Origin of the sequence: Longicatena caecimuris, from assembly GCF_018406465.1 — a bacterium.
Lineage (GTDB): Bacteria > Bacillota_I > Bacilli_A > Erysipelotrichales > Erysipelotrichaceae > Longicatena > Longicatena caecimuris.
The window spans coordinates 2,592,481-2,612,154 of record NZ_AP024510.1; the positions used below are offsets into that span (position 1 = coordinate 2,592,481).

The window sequence follows — 19,674 nt, forward strand, 5'->3', positions numbered from 1 at the left end:
TTTCACCTCTTTCCATACATAGGATGATTACAATGCAATCTTCATGATGTTATGCGCAGATGATACCTGCCCATAAGTTTTATGAGTAATCACAGACTTGCTCGTAATAATAATCAGAACGGTCATATCTATTTGCTCTTGTTCAAATAATGCTTGATCAAAGCTTAAAATAGCTTCCCCTTTACGAACATGTTCATGTAGCTCTTTATATACGGTAAAACCTTTCCCCTTTAGTTTCACACTGTCTAAGCCTACATGCACCAGTATTTCTAACCCCCGTTTATTTTTAATACCAAAGGCATGTTTCGTATTCGCCAACATTATCAATTGGCCATCGATTGGCGCATAGATGGTTTCCTTCGATGGAAGAATGGCAATTCCATCACCCAACAGTTTATTGGCAAACATTTGGTCCTTTACATCTTCAATTTTTATACATGTTCCTGCGACCGGAGAATACACATCGTCTTCTTTTGTTCTCTTAAATATTTTCAACATATCCTTCACCTCAACAAACAAAAAACTCTTCCAAAACACCCTGAAAAATTTTCAGTGATGCCTCGAAAGAGTAACAGTCTGAATTAACAATTTCATTCTAGCATTGGTTTTCAGCGTTGTCAATGTAAAAAAAGAGAATTCTTATTTCCTAATAAAAATTAAGCGAACGCATCATATGCAATTGGTAATTTCTGGTAATATCTATTAGAAAATCTATAGCTTGTTTAAAAGATGAAGAAGCGTAAAAGAAAAGATGAATTCCTCATCTTTCCATTACGAACCTTCGTTTTAACAATAGCTTTTTCATCCACAAGAGCTTTATCAGCATTTCGTATTTTCTTATAAATAATTTTGCCAAATTTGTAATTCCCGTTCGGCACTTTCTTTAGCATCAGATGCATGAATCACATTATTCACCAATCGCTTTTCACGACTTGCTTTCTCATAATTATCTTCACTAAAGCGTCCGCGTATCGTTTCTGGTCCTGCCTCTGCCGGATTTGTCTTTCCAACCAGTTGTCTAGTCAATGTGATAATATCTTCTTCACCATCATAACTGACACGCATTGGCTGAATGTATCTTGGACCATTGTAATAAAAAGACGCAAATAATTTCCCGGGAAAATTAAATTCTTTATCCATGGCATCAATGACACCATGATAATGATCTAAAAGAACTTTCATAACTTCCATCGTCACTTCTAAACGACAGCTTTTCTCAATACACAATCCATGGGCAGTCAACATTGCCACGACCTCATCTTCCTGATGATTTGCAAAAGCATCTGGTTTTAACATCATAAACGTTACCTGTTTCATAACATACCTCCATTTGTTTCAGTATACTACAGGATGTTGAAACTATCCAAGCTTTTCTTAGTTTCTTATAAAAAGCTAATCATTGTGTGACAAGCCGGAAATATAAAAGAGAACACAGGAGGATGAATGCCTGCTTTTTCACAAGATCTGCCTCTTATCATTTCTTATGGATTGATTGTAAAGAGCAAATTTGTTTCCGACGATAGAATGATTGACTAGTAATATCTTTTTTATCCTTATCAAAAAACGTTCCTTAAGGATGACAGCTATGGCAGAATCATAAACACCAATTATTTTGATTGTCAAAAGCTGCCACAAAAAGGCTTTCATATTCAATATTCCTAAGAGTGCCCTAGTAAACGATCCTCAATACCGATTAACAATAAAAACGTCGATTGTTTTTATCACTTTACAACAAAAAAAGGAATCTGTTACGATTCCATAAATTCACGTATCATGGTCAAACGTTTTTCCGTATCCTCATAACCTAAGTCAAACCAACGCTGCAATAATTCCTTATCACTTGTATAACGCGTGACACCATAATCGGCACTTGGTCTTAATACGATTGCTTTTCCCTCTTCTTCCAGCTTTTTCACAATACCCCATTGGCGGTTGTAGTTTTCATGACGAATACGCAAATATTCACGTATCTGTTTATTTCCCGGATACATCAATCGAGCTAATTGTATCTGCCACCCCGGTGCTGGTTTGCGTACATAATTTTCTTCTTTTGTTGAAATAAAGACGTGTTTATCCATGCCCTGTCGAATACTTTGTTCAATTGGAATCATATCCACCAATCCTGCATCCATATACGTATGATTGCGGAATTTCACCGGTCTCGTTAATAGAAATAAAGAACAAGATGCCTTCATCAAACGTTGTTCGATCGGATCGAAGTATTCTTTGCCAAAGTACTCAACTTCGTTAGTATCCATATTATACACACCAATATCCAACTGTGTCGGGTTTTTCATAAATGCCGCATAATCTAATGGTGCATGCTCTTCAATAAATTTACATACATGATCAATACCAAAGACACCACGTTCATGTAACAATGGTGATACACCAATCGCCTTAGGATCGCTTGCGGCATCTACACCTGAAATCCGCAAACGCTCACGTTGTTTTGATACAAAAGGTAATAATACCTCTGCACCTGCACTGATGCCTACCGTATAAGGGAAGTCAATATCATTATCTAAAAAACATTGTAGAACACCGCAAGTATATGCAGCCTTTGTGCCTCCGCCTTCGCAGATCAAACCTGTTTTTATCGTCATATTCTATACACCTCATAGTTAAATATTATACTATTATCTTGATAAAAGGTAAAGTATTCTAGGGATTTTCACGTAAAAGAAACATCATCAACATCCCGTTTTCTCACTTCTTTTTAACCAAATGAAGAAAGTAGGCGATAGTCATTAAACTACCGCCCCTTATCAAACCGTACGTGCCCTACTAAGGCATACGGCTTACCAATATGCTTATTTATGTTATCCACTATATCGTAGATTCACTCCTGAATTTACGATTTTCTTTATTCTCTCCTGTGTATAGTATTTGATTCCCTGTTCTTTTAATTTATTGATATATTTTTCTTTTCTGACTTTGTTCTTTTCCTGTTGTTTGTTCACATACACATCTATTGTATAGCTTGGATACATATCCTTGTAATAATGCCATGCCGCGGGTATCAATCCTATCTTACAGAAGAATTCGATATTCCAGACTCCTATTTTCGCAAATCCTTTGCGTATGTTTGGATGTTTATGTATCATGCATACTCTTAATCTTTGCCTAATATATGCATCCAATTTATGAAGATTTCCAATACAACCTTTCACATAACAGTGACTTTCCTGTCCTGCCTGTTCATTCAGTTTTATGGCTTTCTGCACTGTCTTATAATAGTTTACTTTACCAACGATTACATAATTCACTCTTTTGACCCATTCTTCTTTACTTAGCGTCAATGTTTTCTTTGTCTTTTCTTTGATTTTCATTTTAAAATCTTTCAATGACTTTTCCGTTGGTGTTACTAAAAAGTATGGTTTCCCATCTTTCTTTCTATTTCTCCAATGTTGAAAATCAAATCCTACGAAAGTAAAATCGTCATCATGAAAATCTACTATCTTTGTCTTGTTCATGGCTATTTCCAAGCCTAATTCTTGGATTACTTTTTGCGCCAGTTCTCCTGCCTCTATGATTTTCTCTTCACTTTCCGCAAACAGTAGAAAATCATCGGCATATCTTACAAAGTAGATTCCTGCTTTCGCCAGTTCCCAGTCCAGTTCATTCAAATAGATGTTTGCCAGTAATGGAGAGATTACTCCTCCCTGTGGTGTGCCACTATTTGTTTCAAGATATTTTCCTTCTTCCATATATCCTGCCTTCAGCCATTTCCATATGAGGTTCAGCACTGTACCATCTGCGATATATTTATTCAATACGCGCATTAACTGTTTATGTGGGATATTATCAAAGAATCCTTTTATATCACAGTCATAGATATAATTTCTTCCTTTTTCTATATTCCACAGTATCAACTGCATTACTTTCTCCATACCATAATTGGGTCTGTATCCACAGGAACATTTATGAAAGATTCCATTCTCAAACTTTGGACTTAGTATATTCACTAGGGTCTGTTGTATGATTCTATCTTCTATCACAGGTATTCCAAGTGGTCTTTTACCTCCACTCTTCTTAGGTATATACACTCTTCTTACAGGTGCTGGTGTATACGTTTTTGTTTTAAGTTTTTCTAGGATTTCAAGGATTCTTTCTTCCGACTTTTTATCGAATTCCGCAATGGTCTCCCCATCTATCCCTCCGCTTCCTTTATTAGTCTTTACCTGTTTCCATGCCTCCCTCAGTTTCCTGTCTCTCAGCATTTGACCATATAAAGAATGCCACTTAAATTTTAGTGGTTCGTTCATAAAACTCTTTTCCTCCTTCCCCACACATCTGGTTCGTCTATACCTCAGTATCGTGACCATTGCCATTGTGTGAAATTTAGTTAAGTCGCATAAGGTCAAGCCTCTTCACATTCAGTCAAGCTTTGGTTTCTTGACCTACTCCGCTACTACAAGCTTGTCTGACTACTCCATACGTCTTATGAATTTCGCATTACGCTTATATCATAAGACCCTTTGCGAGTATGGAGTCCTCACAGGGTTATCGCTATATCCTTACTGACATGCCAACTATCATCACGTTAATACTCCTATCTTCTCATCCAATTCATTGAAGAAGATTAGTACATAGACTTCCCATTTTTTCGCATGGTCGCCAAGTATTCCCGCCGCCTATATAGTTCACTTTACATTTCGGCCTGCCAATCCGTCTGTGGGCCTCTCGGTTACCCATAACTCCTTCATACAATTTCTCACGAAACCGCATTAGTTTAGACTTTCTGTCTTGCATTGGAACTCAACAGAGTAGGACTTTCACCTACGTAACACCTATCTTTTTAGGATTCATTTATTTCGTTTATACTCCGTATCGTAAATACAATCCCTAATAAGAAAGAATTTCAACCATGCCTGTACATGGTTGAAATATAGCGACTGCCTGTCGCACAAAGAAGATGAGACTACTTGCCTCATCTGATGTTACATCATTGGTGAAAATAAATTCAAGATGGAACGCATGATACGCACTGGCAGTTTCACATTCTTGCATTCTTCCAAGGTAACTTCATGTGATTTTGCCAAACTATGTAAATAATCCTGTTTTACATCCATAACAACCTTGCTGCGATAGAACCAGACACCACATTCATAATGTAAATAATAAGAACGATAATCCATATTAACAGTTCCCACAACGGCCATATCATCATCAACGACAAAAGTCTTTCCATGGACAAAACCAGGCGTATATTCATAGATTTTAACACCAGCTTCTATTAATGGCTGATAATTGGCTCTGGTTACCGCAAATACATACCATTTATCCGGAATGTGAGGTACTAAAATACGTACATCTACACCATTCTTGGCTGCTAAGGTCAGTGCTGTTTTCATCTCATTGTCAATCACTAAATAAGGCGTTGTCGCATAAACATAACGATTGGCACCATTGATCATATTGATATGTGTATATTCCCCTACATTCTCATTGTCTGTCGGAGAATCACTGTATGGCTGCACATAGCCATCATTTTCAATATCTATAAACTCATTGAAATCCGGTTTAAAATCAAATACATTATCTTTGATCTTTTCATCATAATTCCAGAATTGCAAAAACATTAATGTCAGATTCCAGACTGCCTCACCTTTTAACATGACACTGCAATCTTTCCAATGCCCAAAACGTTCTTTCGCATTGATATACTCATCGGCCAGATTAATACCACCGGTCATCCCAACCTTACCGTCAATAACTAAGATTTTGCGATGATCGCGATTATTCATCTGAATGGCTAGTCTTGGTTTAATGGGATTGAATACTTTTGCTTTCATCCCCAAGCCTTGTAACACCTTATAATAATCAGGTGCTAAGGTCGTAATACACCCGGCATCATCATATAATACACGTACTTCTACTCCTTGTTTCACCTTTTCAATCAGAATATCCAAAATCGTATCCCACATGACACCCGGAGCGATAATGAAGTATTCTAAAAAAATGAACTTCTCCGCTTTTTTCAATTCTTCTACCATTACAGTAAATTTATCTTCGCCAATCGGAAAGAAGGTTGTTTCTGTATGTTTATAAATAGGAAAGCCGGCATTTTTCCATAAATAATTCGCTTGTTTAAATGCTGCTGTATCACTATTTTGCAATTCTTCCATGATTTCAGCATTTTGCCATATGATTTCCTTATATTCACTAAATGCCTGATTATCACGAATACGCAATTCTTTGGGCACCTTCTGACCGCCAAACAATAAATAAATCAATCCACCAAACACCGGTAATGCCATAATCAACAAGACCCATGTCATCTTATAGGTAGGATTATCATTGCGGTTAATGACATACACACTGATGATAAAGCTTAATGCAATTAAGAGAAAATAAATCCAGACAAAGTATTCGCTCAGCTGAAAAACGATACCAAAGAATACTCCCAACTGTATCAGAATCAAGACAGCGACAATAAATATTTTGTTATGTAAAAGGGATAAGATTTTTCTTAACATACATTCCCTCCTTCTCTACTTATTTTTGGCTTTTGATATAAGCCTGCAACATGTTGATAATTTTTGTTATCTGTGTGGCATCAGCATCCCGATCTTTACCGGTCCCTGTTCCCATCACATACAGACGATGATCTTCATCAAGAGTACCACTGGCAATCACAACGGCTTTACGGAAATAAGACATTGCAGTTTGTACACGCATAGATTCATCTAGCTTAATAGTTTCTATTTGTTTCCCTTTTTCTGGATAACACTTAGCAATTTCCATTGCCAGCTTACGATTGCTAGGATTATAACCAATCATTGTTGTATCCCCTTTACCGATACAGTCTAAGCAAATCACATTTGGATTCTTACCATCCTTGACAAAGTCCTCATCAGCACATCTCGCTCCTAAAAAGCTCCCTTTATTTTTATCCGTAAACAGAAACGCAATACGTTGACGTTCATCTTTATCCAAACTTTTAGCTAATGCCACCGCAGCCGCCACTGCACTGGAATTACGATTCACATTATGGCGGTTACCGATGCCATGTACCATCAGATAGATCAAAAAGATTACCAGTACAAACATCAGAAAGGACATTAAATTTGCCATTGTGGGCGCACTTAGAAAATTTCCACCAATATACAGCCCCGCTAAAATAAATACATATAATAAGATAATCGGTACATAAGTAGCAATTAAGGTTTTATTCATGGTTTTCGTTCCATCAAGAGGAAAGTAAAAGACCTTATGCCAGAATTTACGTTCCGGTGTATCATATGGCACAACGATGACCGTCTTCATACGCTTGCGATTGCCATAAAAATAATCCTCAGCTTTCATAACGATGAGCTTGCTGCCTTTTATCATCGTCTTTTCATAACCGGCTTGCGTCATGTCTTCATGCAAAGCTTTTGCAAATTTATGTTTTTGCTTTCTTGTAAAGCGTTTTCCATATGTTTTCGTATATTTCTCAAACAGCTCTTGTTCCATATGATTACCTCCTGCGCAATATCTTTCATTATACTAAAATTCTGCATATTTTTATAGTGTCCGTGCTATATTTCCATGACAATTCACATCATTTGTATGAATTCATAAAGAATGGAACCGTTCTCATATCATTTGTCGAAAGGAATAGAAAAAAGCAAGTTCACCGTTTCGTGTGAGTCCTACTCTTTTGACATCCATATGTTATCAGATGTAGTATCATTTTCTACTTAGACAGTTAACACCACAAGTAATAAAACCGTTTATTTATTTGGGTGGCACGTTTTTGCCTTAATTCTTCAATAAAGTTTTTATCATTCATTCTAAAATTCCTCCAATCAAAAAAGGCAACTACCGTATCTTGATAATTGCCTGTCAATAAAAAGATGTATAGAAAAAGCAGTCTATCCTAAGACCAACTACTCTGATCGTAATGAAGTGCTTGTATTTTCTTTACCACTTCTTGCCTATAATTTTCAATATCCAAAAGTCTTTTTTTACCTGCTGTTAAATACATAATCGGTAAATCAATTTTTTCAAAATCATTCAACAACAATAGTGGTTCTTCACTTTGACAAGTATTTCATATATTTCTTTAATCGCTCATCAATATATGCGTCCATGTTGGCATATCCGAACATTTTATCCACATTTTGTAAATAAAGTTTTATAAGTTCCTTTTTATCCATAGAATCCCTCATTTCACTTATAAAGCTTTGATGTTTACTATATAAATGCTTTAAGACCAAGTAAAATAAGTACAATAGCTATTACTGGAACGGGCATCATACAAATAAGAAATAAATTTAATTTTTTCTTTGCCTCGTCTGTATTTTCTTGTTTCATTTTTTTGATTTTTTGCAAAACAATAACTGGAAAAGAAAGAAAAATAAGACCACCTATTAAAATCATTGCAATATTCATTTACATAATCCTCCTCAATAAGTTTATATATATTTGCCGTGTGAAATAGATACTTTTTATATCACACCTTATAAAATGCAGTTTTACCTTGTAAATACAGCTTTTTCCGTTTGTGAATGTCCATTGTCTTTTGTTTTTTCTGCCCCCTTTTTTAGATAACGGGGGCTTAATCTTCGCTCGCCGCAGGCTCACTCCGTCTGTTCAACTAATAGCATCACATTACCAAAAAAGAAAAAATTGTATGTTATTTATCTTCTAAAATAGCACCATATTTCGTATGTGGAAGATACTGTATTTTTAAATAAGTATGTTTATCAACATACCCAGAAAATACTGTAAATTCGATTTCATCATTTGTAACTTCATCATATAGAAAAATACTTCTTCTTTCAGAAGATACATCCGCACCACCATGAGCTTGTTCAGTCACATATCCTTCTGCATAGCTATACTGTTTGTTTATGATATAAGGCATATCTAAAACAAAATCTTTCAAATATAAGATTAAAAGAATGGCAATTATCATAAAGACGGCATTCGCCAATCGAAGAAATATTATATCGTTTTTTCCAGTATATTCTTTTTTTATCGCTTCTTTATCAAAAAATATCGCATAAACAAGCTTTCTCTTTTTGATAAGATAGATAATACAAGCAATTAAAGCTATAACAAATAATGAAACCCGTATAAACAATCTAAATATAGCAAAATCCATAATATTCTTCTCCCGTATAAATAAGGTAATTGACAATATTATAACATTTGCAATATAGACCGTCATCCGTTTTCTGCTATATGTTATATATATTTTTTTATCCCATGTTTTTTCAAGAGTGCAAGCATTGCTTACGCAACAAGCTCTTGACAATGCATGCTCTAAAAAATGATAGATAATCAAGCAGAAAAAGGACAAGTTATGCTGTGTTACAGCAACGAAAAGACATCTCATATCTTGTATGAAATGCTATTTTCTTTGACGTATCAAGGTTCTTTCAATCTAGTAAATTAGTGGTAAATCTCTTTTGCCTTTTCATTCATATTGCTTAAAGTCCCTGTGTTTATGCAGATGATCAGATTTTTAATCTTTTTTATAGAAAAAATACCTGCAGAACAGGTATTATGAAGTAATTTCGATTGTTTTTTCGAAAGGGTTATAAAACGTTTTTATGTAAACCAGAGGTTTACCATTTTTACTGCGAATCGTACTTTCTGCCATAATGATTGGTGTTGTAATCTTTATTTTTAACTGATTGGCATATTGTGCAGGCACGATCATTGGATGAAATCGTTGGGTTACCGTCCCCTGTTCAATATAACTGTTCAGATTCAGCAGCTCTTTTAAATGGTTAATTTCATCGTCGCTCACCAAACTTCGGATGAAATATACCTCTTCTACACTCAATGGACGATGATTAATCTTATTGACGCGTACTACTCTCAACATATAATCCGTTTCTTTTATTTCTAGGTAAGGCGCCATTTCTTCGGCCTTTTTTACAGAAAAATAAATAACGCTGAAATCCATGGCATCATGTTCCTGTAATAATTCTGAAGTTAGATTTTTCTTAATCAGTTTACGGTCAGCGACAAATGTACCCTTATTCTTGTCGCGATATAACACACCTTCTTCCACAAGCTCATTTACAGCATTGCGGACGGTCATACGACTGGCGTCAAACCGAATTGCCAGTTCGCGCTCAGATGCTATCGGTGAATTCACTGGTTTCCCATTGATCTCATCTAATAGCTGTTGCTTAATTTCGAGGTAACGTGGGGTAGCCAAGTCATTCACCTCCCTTTCCGATGAAGCTTTTATCTTATTTCATAAAGCCAAAAGTCAGCCATGGTTTAATATAATCCAATAACATGGTTTCGTTGGCTGGAATATGTCCAATAACATTTTTCCTTCCATCATTTGGCATATCTTTCAAGACAATGTGCAATTCCCCTTTGTAACGTGCATACTTATCATTGATAATGACAACATCGCCACGTTTCAAATCTCTTGTATTCTTTGGTGGCACACTTTCTTTCGCAAAGGTTACCCGAGGCATGGTACTTCGTGCCATGTATTCACTCATATCACCTCTGACAAAGTGTGGATGTTCATATAAGATTTTCTCTTCTGTAGGAAGTAAATCCGCCTCAAAATCAATCTTAAAGGTTAATTTACCCGGATCAATCTTGGATAATATAGCCAATTCTTCTTCACTGGCGAAGCAATTGGCAATGATAACATCATCTACCAAACGTGTCGCAAATAAATGTCTTGCGGCAACATCAACCGGTAAATCACGATGCATTTCTAAGGTACATAAGCCTTCATTGACCGGCCAAGGTCCAAAGGTATTGGGCTGTTGTGAAGAAATAAAAGCAGCCACCTTAATATTTTGCGCCTTAATATCGCTACTGCATTTTGCAAAGTGTGCATAACTCAATCCACTGTAACGCTGTGGATAAAAGTTATGACAGGTGATGATCGTATCCAAATTGGGATAATGACTCATGATGTTATCTAAATATTTTGTACCTAAACTGGCATTGATTTCAATTTTCAAATGTTCTGGATTATAGGTCATTTGTGCTTCCTTCAAAGAATCGAATCCCTCATCCAGACGAATGCCATCTGCATGCATTTCTTTAAAGAAAGAAAGATCATCATAGGATACGCCTAAACGTTCAAAGACGAAAGGCGCGACATCCAAGATAACTTCCATGCCATAAGTGTGTGCATGGTCCATCAGTTCGCGAAATTCTTTGACGATTTCTTCCCTGCTTTTTTCCACACTTAATAAACATGTAAAGATCCTTTTGAAACCATATTTTGCCGCCAGTGTGATATACTCTTTGTCCTTTTCCAAAGTGGAATGCTCCGGATACAGACAGATTCCTAATCTAGCCATGATTAGCCTCCTTTGAGTTGACAGCCTATGCTTCTTGGTTATCTTCTATTTTATTTTCTTTTGCTTTTTCTTCTTGTGCATATTTTTCAACGGCTCTTAACAGTCGTGTTGCACGTTTTTTTGCTCTACCTTTATAAAACAAGTTCATAAGCTTGAAGTTCCAGTCACTGCTTCTGTTTCTTCCTTTAAAATCTTCGCTATAGGTTACTCCGATACGACCGTCTGCTAAATCTTCAATCTCATAGCTTAACGTGTTCACCCCTCCATAAGAGGAAAACTCGGCTTTGTAAATATGCGGTGGATCCCATTCTGTGATATTGATATCCACTTCCCCTTTGCGTCCTACTTTATTCTTCATCGTTTTCTTATAAGAAAACCCTTTATGAAGCTGTTTGACACGTACCTTTTTCCCAGTTGCTTCAGAAATATCGTACGCAACAGATTCAGCGATGTGCTTGAAGAAATCAGCTGCATCAATATATAACAATTCCTGTACCTGTATCATCTTGCTCACTCCTTAAAAACGCTTATTTATAAAGGTATTATACATAAATCTCTCTTGTATTACAAATCTATTCAAAGCCATGGTGTTCTGCCAGTTCTTTAAACCAGCGACCACTTTTTTTAATGATTCTTTCTTGTGTTGCAAGGTTTAGTTCTACCAAACCATAACGATTCTTATAGGCATTCAGCCAGCTCCAACAATCAATAAAGGTCCAGACATGGTAACCGATACAATGACTGCCTTCTTTTATGCCTTTTGCCAGCCATGTTAAATGGTCTTTAAAGAATGCTATACGATAGTCATCTTTAATTCTTCCATCTTTACGGAAGCGTTCTTCATTTTCCACACCCATACCATTTTCCGTAATCATCCATTCAATGTTGCCATAGTTATCACGAATATTCATCGCAATATCATAGATCCCCTTTGGATAAATTTCCCATCCACGATAAGGATTCATCTTTCTTCCCGGCATTTCATAATGATCAAAGTAATATTCTGGTGTAAAAGGAGCATCCGGATTAGGCATATTGGCTTTTGCACAAACCCGCACCGGCTGATAATAATTAACCCCTAAGAAGTCAACACGATTTTCTTTAATCACTTGCAAATCTTCTTGTGTATATGTTGGCATTAAGTCATGTTTACGAATAATTTCAACTAACATGGGATCATATTCACCCTTAACAGAAGGATCCAGAAAACTCTTATTCGCAAACAATTCGGCGATTGTAGCCGCTTTTACATCTGCCGGATGATCACTTCGAGGATATGCCGGAGTCAAATTTAACACGATACCGATCTTGCCTTCCTTATCAATCTTGTGATATTCCCGAATGGCTAGGGCACTGGCAAGTGCTGTGTGGTATGCTACTTGAACTGCCGCTTTGGGATCTACCTTACATGGATAGTGATAACAACTTAAATAACCACATTCCACATGGACAATAGGTTCATTAAAGGTAAACCAATGTTTTACCTCTTCATGGAATAAGGTAAAACAAGTTTTTGCATATACTTGATAATATGCAACTACCTGTCGATTTTCCCAACCGCCGATTTCCTGCAAAGCTGCTGGCATATCAAAGTGATATAAATTCACAAAAGGTTCAATACCATTCGCCTTTAATTCTTGAAATACATCTTTATAAAAGCGAACAGCATCTTCATTGATTTCACCATATCCTTTTGGGAACAAGCGCGACCAGCTGATAGATGTCCGAAAAGAATTGTGTCCGGTTGCTTTTAAAAGCTGGATATCACTTTGATAGTGTTCATAAAAAGTGGAAGTTGTGCCTGGACCAATTTCATCATGAAATTTAAATGGTTCTTGTTCATACCAAAGATCCCAGATATCTGCTCCTTTATCATACGATGTATGAGCACCTTCGCATTGTGTAGCGCTGGTTGCGCTTCCGAAGAAGAATGATTTTGGAAATTCTACCATTTCCCATTCTTCCTCCTTTCCTTTTGGGCAGACTTTTTCAGAATGATGACACCTAACAAAACAATCGACAATCCTCCAATGATCATTGGAAATGGATTTGCCATTTGTTGTGAAAACATAATAAATAATAATCCGATACCGATCATAAAGACCTGCCAAGATGCCCACTTTTCCATACGTATTACCTCTTTCTTCATCATTTATGTTGATAAGTTTCCTTATTTGTTTTCAATTTTTTTATTTAATGCGATAAATTTTTCTGCCAGAATCTTAAATGATTCAGCAGACATCAATTGATCCTCTGCATGAACCAGCAGTAATACAACTTCTGTGTTTTCACCGTTTGCTTCTTTTTGAATCAGCTGTGCATGTGCACTGTGTCCACCGGTGAAGAATTCATCGCCTTCTTTAATTTTTGCTTCAGCTTCGTCGAATTTACCCTGTTCTGCCAGATCAATTGCTTCAATGTAGCTTCCTCTTGCCATACCTACTGCAGAAATGATCTGGAAACAAATTAGTTCAATACCTTCCATGGTTATATTCTCCTTTTTTAAAAAAGCAGAGAAGGGATTTTCCCCTCCCTGCAAGTGTACTGCTTATTCTGTGTCAAACTGACCTTCGTTTTCTTTTGCTTGCATACGGTTTGCCAACATAACGAATGGTGTCCATAATACAAAGGAAACGCCCAAACATAAGATTGAAACCAATGCAGCAAGAATGTTACCGCCAGTTCCCATAAATGCGTAGATACCAACAGGCATAACCCAAGGTACCTGAACAAATACAGGAGGAATAATGCCAGCCATTGTAAAGCCTAAAGCGATAGCTGCACATATAGGTGGAACGATCAGCCAAGGAATGATATAAATCGGATTCAATACAATTGGCATACCGAAGATAACAGGTTCATTGATATTGAAGATACCCATAGGAGCTGCTAATTTTGCAACGGCCTTAGAATCATCTCGTTTAGAGAAAATCAGGATGGCAATCAGTAAACCTAGGGTTACCCCGGAACCACCCATTTGTGCATAAGCATCAAAGGAGCCACGTGTCCAATCGTAAGGCATACCGACAGTTGTATGATGTTTATTGAAGAAATCCAAGTTTTCCAGCAACGCAGGTGTATACACACCCTCGATAACTGGTGCCATAACATTGGAACCATGCAAACCAAAGAACCAGAACAGCTGTACCAAGAAGACAATCAGGATAACACTGAAGAATCCCTGCGATAAGCCAAGCAAAGGTTTCTGAATATATTCAACGATCAAGTCGTTTGGATAAGAGCCAGTGCAAGCAACACAAATTTGTGTTACGATACCAAATACGTAAATAGCAATGACACCAGGAATGATAGCAGCAAATGCGTTACTTACTGCTGGAGGTACAGAATCAGGAAGCTTGATCGTAATTTTCTTAATCATTAATTTAATATAGATCATGCTAGATAAGATACCAACAATCAGACAAGTAAACAATCCACTAGCACCTGTATAACTGGAACCTAAATAGCCCCAACCGCTGGCACCATGTAAAACAACGGCTTTTCCGGCATCATTTAAGGCAACATCTAAACCGGCACCCTTTAAAGCATCCAGTGCAGAAGTTGCAACACCTGGTAATTCATAATCAAAGATAGCACTTTGTCCCATACAAGTAACAACGGCAGCAAATGCAACAACGCCACCGGCGATTGGGTTGACATCATAAGATTTTGCCAGATGATATCCTAATGAGAATGTGAAACACAAACCTAAAATAACAATAGAGCCAAAGTAAACGTTTCCGTTTACATTGATGATTTGCTGCACATTAGCAACAAATTCATTGCCTTCACCCCACCATGTATTTGGTAAATCGCGCAGGAATACGTTTAGCAATACTGCCAAACTACCTACCATGGTAACCGGCATGATGGAAATGAATCCATCACGGACAGCAACTAAATGTCTTTGACTGCCGATTTTAGCAGCAATTGGCATAAAGTGCTTTTCCATCCAATCCATAAAAGCATTCATAATTTTTCTTTCCTTTCACTAATTGAGTTTTTGCGTTTTGAGTTTGAGTTAAATTTAAGCTGGTAATTGTGTTATTTCCCCAGCAGTTTCAGTGCTTGATCTAATACTTTCGCACCGTTCATCATCGCATACGCCTGCATGTCGATAACAGTTACCGGTTTCTCTCCGGCAATACCCTTCATTTTTGACTCCAGGAATCTAACCTGAGGTCCCAACATCATAATATCAGCGTTGCCAATATTATTTGCTGCTTCTGCATCACCTACTGCCCAAATTTCAGCTTCGATACCTCTTTGTGCGGCAGCATCTTTCATTTTGTTTACCATCAAGCTGGTTGACATTCCGGCAGAACAAACAAGCAGAATTTTAATCATGTGAATTCCTCCTTTCCACTTGGTATATACCACTTTACACACTTATGATAACACGTTTAAAAATTTATGCAACCGTTTTCTTTCTTTTTTTAAAAAAAGTTTTGAGCTATCATATTTGTGACTATATGCGCATAAAATACAATAAAGAAAGGATTTTATTTGAATCAATAACATCATAAGAAAGAAAGTTAAGAAAAACCTCACATTCGTATGGACACGCTTACACAGGTATGTTATTATGGTATAGACCACTTGGGTTTATACGGTCAATTCATTCAAATGGTATAGTCCACTTTACAACGATGAGGAGGCATTTATGAAGAAAGATACTGTTAAAATTGTAACAATTGGAGGCGGCAGCAGTTATACACCAGAATTAGTGGAGGGATTCATTAAACGTTATGATACCCTACCGGTTCGCGAACTTTGGTTAGTTGATATTGAAGAAGGCAGAGAAAAGCTGGAAACCGTCGGTGCTCTTGCGCAGCGAATGGTTAAAAAAGCCAATCTTCCTATGAAGGTCATTCTCAGTTATGATCGTCAAGAAGCCTTAAAGGATGCTGACTTTGTAACAACACAAATGCGTATCGGTCGTCTTCCTGCACGCGTGGAGGATGAGCGAATCCCATTATCGCATGGTATGATTGGTCAAGAAACCAATGGTGCCGGCGGTATGTTTAAAGCTTTCCGTACGATTCCCGTCATTCTTGACATTGTCAAAGATATGCAGAAACTATGCCCAAATGCATGGATGATCAACTTTACCAATCCTGCCGGTATGGTCACTGAAGCCATACTGCGCTATACTGATTTTAAAAAGGTGATTGGCTTATGCAATGTTCCTGTGAATATGGTTGCTGGCATTGCCAAGATTCTCGGTGTTGAAGAAAACCGTGTAACCTTAGAGTTACAAGGTGTAAATCATTTTATCTTTGCGACTGATGTTTTTGTCGATGGCAGTTCTGTCATGGATACTATCGTGGAAAAGTATGCAAATGTGACTGCTGAAGATACGCTTGCAATGAAAAACTTTATCTCTTTGCCATATTCTCCTTCCTTTATACGCGGTTTACATGCCATACCATGTCCCTATCATAATTACTATTTCTTTACAAAGGAACAGCTGGACGAAGAGCTGGAACAATGGAAAGAAGGTACGGTGCGTGGCGAAGTTGTATCACAGGTTGAAAAAGAACTCTTTGCCCTGTACAGCCATCAAGAACTAGATGTCAAACCGAAACAGCTGGAACAACGTGGCGGTGCTAGATATTCTGATGCCGCATGCAACTTAATTCAGTCTATTTATAATGATACCGGTGATATTCAGTACGTAGATGTAAGAAACAACGGAGCGATAAGCAATCTGCCTCATGACAGTGCTGTTGAAGTAGCCTGTCGGATAACCGCGGATGGTCCTAAACCTATCGCAACCGGTGAATTAAAATGTACCATTAATGGTTATGTACAAATGATGAAGTCGTTTGAACGCATGGTCGTTGAAGCTGCTGTCACAGGGAACCGTGATTTGGCAGTGACCGCATTAAATATGAACCCTCTATGTCCAAGTGATGAACTGGCCAATGTGGTCATCGATGAATTGTTAGAAGCACATAAAGCTTATTTACCACAGTTTCAAAAGTAATGTTTAACATTGAAAAGAGCCGTTTTATGGAATGGCTCTTTTCTTTATGCCAAAATGGCATTTATGTGATATCCTACAAGAAATACTTATCGCTTCATGATAAAATAAGGACATTGGAAAGGAAGTATTCTATGGAAAAGGAACACCGTGAAGTATGGTTTGATAATGATTTGCAAATTGAAGCTTATCAGCTGCATGGCATTGTGCAAAAGTTTCCAAACCATTTTCATCCGTATTATGTCATTGGCTTTATTGAAGGCGGCAAGCGTCAGATGTGGTGCCGTCATAAAGAATATGTATGTGAAAAAGGCGATATGATCTTATTCAATCCATTAGATAATCATCATTGCGCTCCACTTGATGATTCCATTTTGGATTATCGAGCTGTTAATATTCAGCCCGAGGTCATGCAAACGATCATGGAAGAGCTCTTTCAAACAAAGCAGCTTCCTCATTTCACGACACCGCTTATTAAAAACTGTGAATATACCCAGCAGTTATCCTCACTTTATCAGGCAATCATGGAACAGGCTTGTACTCTAGAGAAAGAAGAAGCATTATACTTTTTGATGCAGCCACTCATGGAAAACTATATGGAAATAGAAAAAGAAGATGCACCGCTAGAGGAACCAATACAAAAATTATGCGCATATATGGAAGAACATTATGCAGAAAACATTACACTGCAAACGCTAAGCGAACTATCGCATTTCAGTAAATCTTATTTATTAAATGCCTTTACTCGACAAACCGGAGTATCCTGTTATCGCTATTTACAAACTGTTCGTATTCATCAGGCAAAAAAGATGTTAGAAAAAGGACTCTCTTTAAAAGATGCCGCAATGGCAGCCGGTTTTAGTGATCAGAGTCATTTTACCAATTTTTTTAAAATGTTTATCGGACTGACACCAAAACAATACCAGCGTATCTTCCTGAAAGGAGCTATGCATGACGAATAATCGAAAACAAGGACATCTATGTGCCTTTCTCACCATTTTCATATGGGGCACTACCTTTATCTCAACTAAAATTTTATTAACCGACATGACCCCTTTACAGATTTTATTTACCCGCTTTGTGATTGGCTATCTCACGCTATGGATCATGTATCCGCATCGTTGTACACTAGAAGATAAAAAACTGGAACGATGGTTTGCAGGTGCCGGGCTTTGCGGAATTACCTTATATTATCTGTTAGAAAATATCGCTTTGCTGTATACACAAACGACCAATGTCGGCGTCATTATCTCGATTGCTCCTTTTTTTACTGCTTTCTTAAGCTCAAAGATCATGAAGGAATCCTCCAAAGGGCGCTTCTTTTATATAGGATTTGCTTTGGCAATGCTTGGTATCTTACTTATCAGCATACCGGATAATGCCGATGTATCCTTTCATCCTTATGGCGATGTATTGGCTTTGCTAGCAGCTCTTGTTTGGTCCATCTATTCTCTGCTCTGTCGCAAACTTTCTACTTTTCATATGACAACCATTGGCATAACACGCAGAACCTTCTTTTATGGTTTACTCTTCATGATACCAATCATTCTAACGCAAGATACCTTTCACGTTTCACAAATCTGGCATGGTGGTTGGCCTGTAATCGGCAATTTACTATTTTTAGGCTTTGGTGCCTCGGCATTATGCTTTGTGACCTGGAACAAGGCAGTATCTATTTTAGGTTCTATACAGACAAGTGTCTATATTTACTTAGTACCTGTCATTACCGCATTAACATCTTTTCTTATCTTACAAGAATCCATCAGTATGAAAAAACTGATAGGAATCATCTTTACTATATGCGGCTTATTTTTATCACAAGATTTGCAAAAGAAAGAAAGCACTGCATTACCTATTCATAAACAAGCAAAAACAAGTGTCCCAAAAGACATCTGCTAATCTTATGAAATACATTATATAAAAGTAATAAAAGGAAGGAGTAAGTATACGATAGCTTTACAAGATAGATCGTATACAAAAAAACATTATGGAAATTAAAAGTGTATGTATCTTATGGGAAGATTTGCCCCTTGGCATCATGGCCAATACAGCGGCTATTCTTGGCGTATCCTTAGGTAAACATGCGCCGACATTAGCGCGTGAGGATGTTTATGATAGCACTGAGGGAAAACATCCCGGCATTGTGCAGTACCCACTGCCCATTCTTAAAGCCAACCAGGAAACTTTAGCTTCGATCTACCAAAAGGTCCAAACGATGGAAGATGTTTATTTCGTTGACTTTACCAACATTGCCCAAAGTTGTTTAGACTATGACGACTATATTCAAAAGATGAAAAAGGCTACACAAGAAACCATCGAATATTATGGAATTGCTTTGTTAGGCCCTAAGAAAAGCATTAACCGTTTAAGTGGAAGTCTGCCCTTACTTCGTTAAGAAATCTA

At 37.2% G+C, this 19,674-nt stretch carries 21 protein-coding genes; 4 read left to right on the plus strand and 17 right to left on the minus strand.

What is annotated here, in order from left to right; translation table 11 throughout:
• Window positions 1–27 precede the first annotated feature (27 nt).
• The 17 genes from KJS44_RS11995 to KJS44_RS12070 all read right to left on the minus strand — a co-directional run bounded on the left by KJS44_RS11995 (window position 28) and on the right by KJS44_RS12070 (window position 15,632).
• Window positions 28–498, minus strand: coding sequence for a PTS sugar transporter subunit IIA (locus tag KJS44_RS11995; RefSeq protein ID WP_008686911.1), 471 nt, complete (start codon window positions 496–498; stop codon window positions 28–30).
• Between the two features lie 339 nt (window positions 499–837).
• Window positions 838–1,317 (minus strand): nucleoside-diphosphate kinase, encoded by a 480-nt coding sequence (locus KJS44_RS12000; protein ID WP_008686910.1) that lies wholly within the window; start codon window positions 1,315–1,317, stop codon window positions 838–840.
• 431 nt (window positions 1,318–1,748) lie between these two features.
• Window positions 1,749–2,606: a patatin-like phospholipase family protein gene (locus tag KJS44_RS12005; RefSeq protein ID WP_008686909.1), complete on the minus strand. Its 858-nt coding sequence runs from the start codon at window positions 2,604–2,606 to the stop codon at window positions 1,749–1,751.
• Window positions 2,607–2,822: 216 nt separating this feature from the next.
• A complete protein-coding gene (gene ltrA, locus KJS44_RS12010; RefSeq protein WP_008686908.1) occupies window positions 2,823–4,268 on the minus strand; it encodes a group II intron reverse transcriptase/maturase in 1,446 nt (481 codons plus the stop codon).
• Between the two features lie 675 nt (window positions 4,269–4,943).
• Window positions 4,944–6,482: a cardiolipin synthase gene (gene cls / locus KJS44_RS12015; protein ID WP_008686907.1), complete on the minus strand. Its 1,539-nt coding sequence runs from the start codon at window positions 6,480–6,482 to the stop codon at window positions 4,944–4,946.
• 19 nt (window positions 6,483–6,501) lie between these two features.
• On the minus strand, window positions 6,502–7,461 hold the full coding sequence (locus KJS44_RS12020; protein WP_008686906.1) for a hypothetical protein: 960 nt from the start codon (window positions 7,459–7,461) through the stop codon (window positions 6,502–6,504).
• A 563-nt stretch (window positions 7,462–8,024) separates the two neighbouring features.
• On the minus strand, window positions 8,025–8,147 hold the full coding sequence (locus tag KJS44_RS14685; RefSeq protein WP_008686905.1) for a hypothetical protein: 123 nt from the start codon (window positions 8,145–8,147) through the stop codon (window positions 8,025–8,027).
• Window positions 8,148–8,184: 37 nt separating this feature from the next.
• Window positions 8,185–8,382, minus strand: a complete 198-nt coding sequence (locus KJS44_RS12025; RefSeq protein ID WP_008686904.1) for a hypothetical protein — start codon at window positions 8,380–8,382, stop codon at window positions 8,185–8,187.
• Between the two features lie 244 nt (window positions 8,383–8,626).
• A complete protein-coding gene (locus KJS44_RS12030) occupies window positions 8,627–9,097 on the minus strand; it encodes a hypothetical protein (RefSeq protein ID WP_008686903.1) in 471 nt (156 codons plus the stop codon).
• Window positions 9,098–9,499: 402 nt separating this feature from the next.
• The gene (locus KJS44_RS12035; protein WP_008979241.1) at window positions 9,500–10,174 is read right to left on the minus strand and encodes a GntR family transcriptional regulator; all 675 of its coding nucleotides are present in this window, start codon (window positions 10,172–10,174) and stop codon (window positions 9,500–9,502) included.
• A 25-nt stretch (window positions 10,175–10,199) separates the two neighbouring features.
• The gene (locus tag KJS44_RS12040; protein WP_008686899.1) at window positions 10,200–11,285 is read right to left on the minus strand and encodes a DUF871 domain-containing protein; all 1,086 of its coding nucleotides are present in this window, start codon (window positions 11,283–11,285) and stop codon (window positions 10,200–10,202) included.
• A gap of 25 nt (window positions 11,286–11,310) precedes the next feature.
• Window positions 11,311–11,790 (minus strand): DUF3284 domain-containing protein, encoded by a 480-nt coding sequence (locus tag KJS44_RS12045; RefSeq protein ID WP_008686897.1) that lies wholly within the window; start codon window positions 11,788–11,790, stop codon window positions 11,311–11,313.
• A 67-nt stretch (window positions 11,791–11,857) separates the two neighbouring features.
• Window positions 11,858–13,237 (minus strand): glycoside hydrolase family 1 protein, encoded by a 1,380-nt coding sequence (locus tag KJS44_RS12050; RefSeq protein ID WP_008686895.1) that lies wholly within the window; start codon window positions 13,235–13,237, stop codon window positions 11,858–11,860.
• Window positions 13,231–13,413 carry a hypothetical protein gene (locus tag KJS44_RS12055; protein ID WP_008686893.1) on the minus strand — a complete coding sequence of 61 codons (183 nt, stop codon included), beginning with the start codon at window positions 13,411–13,413 and terminating at the stop codon, window positions 13,231–13,233. Before KJS44_RS12055 ends, KJS44_RS12050 begins: the two co-directional genes overlap by 7 nt.
• Before the next feature lie 42 nt (window positions 13,414–13,455).
• Window positions 13,456–13,770 (minus strand): PTS lactose/cellobiose transporter subunit IIA, encoded by a 315-nt coding sequence (locus KJS44_RS12060; protein WP_008686891.1) that lies wholly within the window; start codon window positions 13,768–13,770, stop codon window positions 13,456–13,458.
• 63 nt (window positions 13,771–13,833) lie between these two features.
• Window positions 13,834–15,258 (minus strand): PTS sugar transporter subunit IIC, encoded by a 1,425-nt coding sequence (locus tag KJS44_RS12065; RefSeq protein ID WP_008686890.1) that lies wholly within the window; start codon window positions 15,256–15,258, stop codon window positions 13,834–13,836.
• A 71-nt stretch (window positions 15,259–15,329) separates the two neighbouring features.
• Window positions 15,330–15,632: a PTS sugar transporter subunit IIB gene (locus KJS44_RS12070; RefSeq protein ID WP_008686887.1), complete on the minus strand. Its 303-nt coding sequence runs from the start codon at window positions 15,630–15,632 to the stop codon at window positions 15,330–15,332.
• Between the two features lie 316 nt (window positions 15,633–15,948).
• On the opposite strand from KJS44_RS12070, the gene KJS44_RS12075 reads away from it, so the two are divergent.
• The 4 genes from KJS44_RS12075 to KJS44_RS12090 all read left to right on the plus strand — a co-directional run bounded on the left by KJS44_RS12075 (window position 15,949) and on the right by KJS44_RS12090 (window position 19,666).
• Complete coding sequence (locus tag KJS44_RS12075) at window positions 15,949–17,274, plus strand: 6-phospho-beta-glucosidase (RefSeq protein ID WP_008686885.1); 1,326 nt, start codon at window positions 15,949–15,951, stop codon at window positions 17,272–17,274.
• Between the two features lie 131 nt (window positions 17,275–17,405).
• Entirely contained in the window at window positions 17,406–18,233 is an 828-nt protein-coding gene (locus tag KJS44_RS12080) for an AraC family transcriptional regulator (RefSeq protein ID WP_008686884.1), read from the plus strand.
• The gene (locus KJS44_RS12085; RefSeq protein WP_008686882.1) at window positions 18,223–19,170 is read left to right on the plus strand and encodes a DMT family transporter; all 948 of its coding nucleotides are present in this window, start codon (window positions 18,223–18,225) and stop codon (window positions 19,168–19,170) included. The genes KJS44_RS12080 and KJS44_RS12085 overlap by 11 nt, the downstream gene beginning before the upstream one ends.
• Window positions 19,171–19,258: 88 nt before the next feature.
• Window positions 19,259–19,666, plus strand: coding sequence for a DUF2000 domain-containing protein (locus KJS44_RS12090; protein ID WP_008686880.1), 408 nt, complete (start codon window positions 19,259–19,261; stop codon window positions 19,664–19,666).
• Window positions 19,667–19,674 lie beyond the last annotated feature (8 nt).

Excerpts from the sequence above, each read along its gene's own strand:
- KJS44_RS12000 (WP_008686910.1), bottom strand. The coding sequence starts at position 1,317 with ATGAAACAGGTAACGTTTATGATGTTAAAACCAGATGCTTTTGCAAAT.
- ltrA (WP_008686908.1), bottom strand. The coding sequence starts at position 4,268 with ATGAACGAACCACTAAAATTTAAGTGGCATTCTTTATATGGTCAAATG.
- KJS44_RS12045 (WP_008686897.1), bottom strand. The coding sequence starts at position 11,790 with ATGATACAGGTACAGGAATTGTTATATATTGATGCAGCTGATTTCTTC.
- KJS44_RS12020 (WP_008686906.1), bottom strand. The coding sequence starts at position 7,461 with ATGGAACAAGAGCTGTTTGAGAAATATACGAAAACATATGGAAAACGC.
- KJS44_RS11995 (WP_008686911.1), bottom strand. The coding sequence starts at position 498 with ATGTTGAAAATATTTAAGAGAACAAAAGAAGACGATGTGTATTCTCCG.
- KJS44_RS12050 (WP_008686895.1), bottom strand. The coding sequence starts at position 13,237 with ATGGTAGAATTTCCAAAATCATTCTTCTTCGGAAGCGCAACCAGCGCT.
- KJS44_RS12085 (WP_008686882.1), top strand. The coding sequence starts at position 18,223 with ATGACGAATAATCGAAAACAAGGACATCTATGTGCCTTTCTCACCATT.
- KJS44_RS12065 (WP_008686890.1), bottom strand. The coding sequence starts at position 15,258 with ATGAATGCTTTTATGGATTGGATGGAAAAGCACTTTATGCCAATTGCT.
- KJS44_RS12040 (WP_008686899.1), bottom strand. The coding sequence starts at position 11,285 with ATGGCTAGATTAGGAATCTGTCTGTATCCGGAGCATTCCACTTTGGAA.
- KJS44_RS12055 (WP_008686893.1), bottom strand. The coding sequence starts at position 13,413 with ATGGAAAAGTGGGCATCTTGGCAGGTCTTTATGATCGGTATCGGATTA.
- KJS44_RS12030 (WP_008686903.1), bottom strand. The coding sequence starts at position 9,097 with ATGGATTTTGCTATATTTAGATTGTTTATACGGGTTTCATTATTTGTT.
- KJS44_RS12090 (WP_008686880.1), top strand. The coding sequence starts at position 19,259 with ATGGAAATTAAAAGTGTATGTATCTTATGGGAAGATTTGCCCCTTGGC.
- KJS44_RS12075 (WP_008686885.1), top strand. The coding sequence starts at position 15,949 with ATGAAGAAAGATACTGTTAAAATTGTAACAATTGGAGGCGGCAGCAGT.
- KJS44_RS12005 (WP_008686909.1), bottom strand. The coding sequence starts at position 2,606 with ATGACGATAAAAACAGGTTTGATCTGCGAAGGCGGAGGCACAAAGGCT.
- KJS44_RS12025 (WP_008686904.1), bottom strand. The coding sequence starts at position 8,382 with ATGAATATTGCAATGATTTTAATAGGTGGTCTTATTTTTCTTTCTTTT.
- KJS44_RS12080 (WP_008686884.1), top strand. The coding sequence starts at position 17,406 with ATGGAAAAGGAACACCGTGAAGTATGGTTTGATAATGATTTGCAAATT.
- KJS44_RS14685 (WP_008686905.1), bottom strand. The coding sequence starts at position 8,147 with ATGGATAAAAAGGAACTTATAAAACTTTATTTACAAAATGTGGATAAA.
- KJS44_RS12060 (WP_008686891.1), bottom strand. The coding sequence starts at position 13,770 with ATGGAAGGTATTGAACTAATTTGTTTCCAGATCATTTCTGCAGTAGGT.
- KJS44_RS12070 (WP_008686887.1), bottom strand. The coding sequence starts at position 15,632 with ATGATTAAAATTCTGCTTGTTTGTTCTGCCGGAATGTCAACCAGCTTG.
- cls (WP_008686907.1), bottom strand. The coding sequence starts at position 6,482 with ATGTTAAGAAAAATCTTATCCCTTTTACATAACAAAATATTTATTGTC.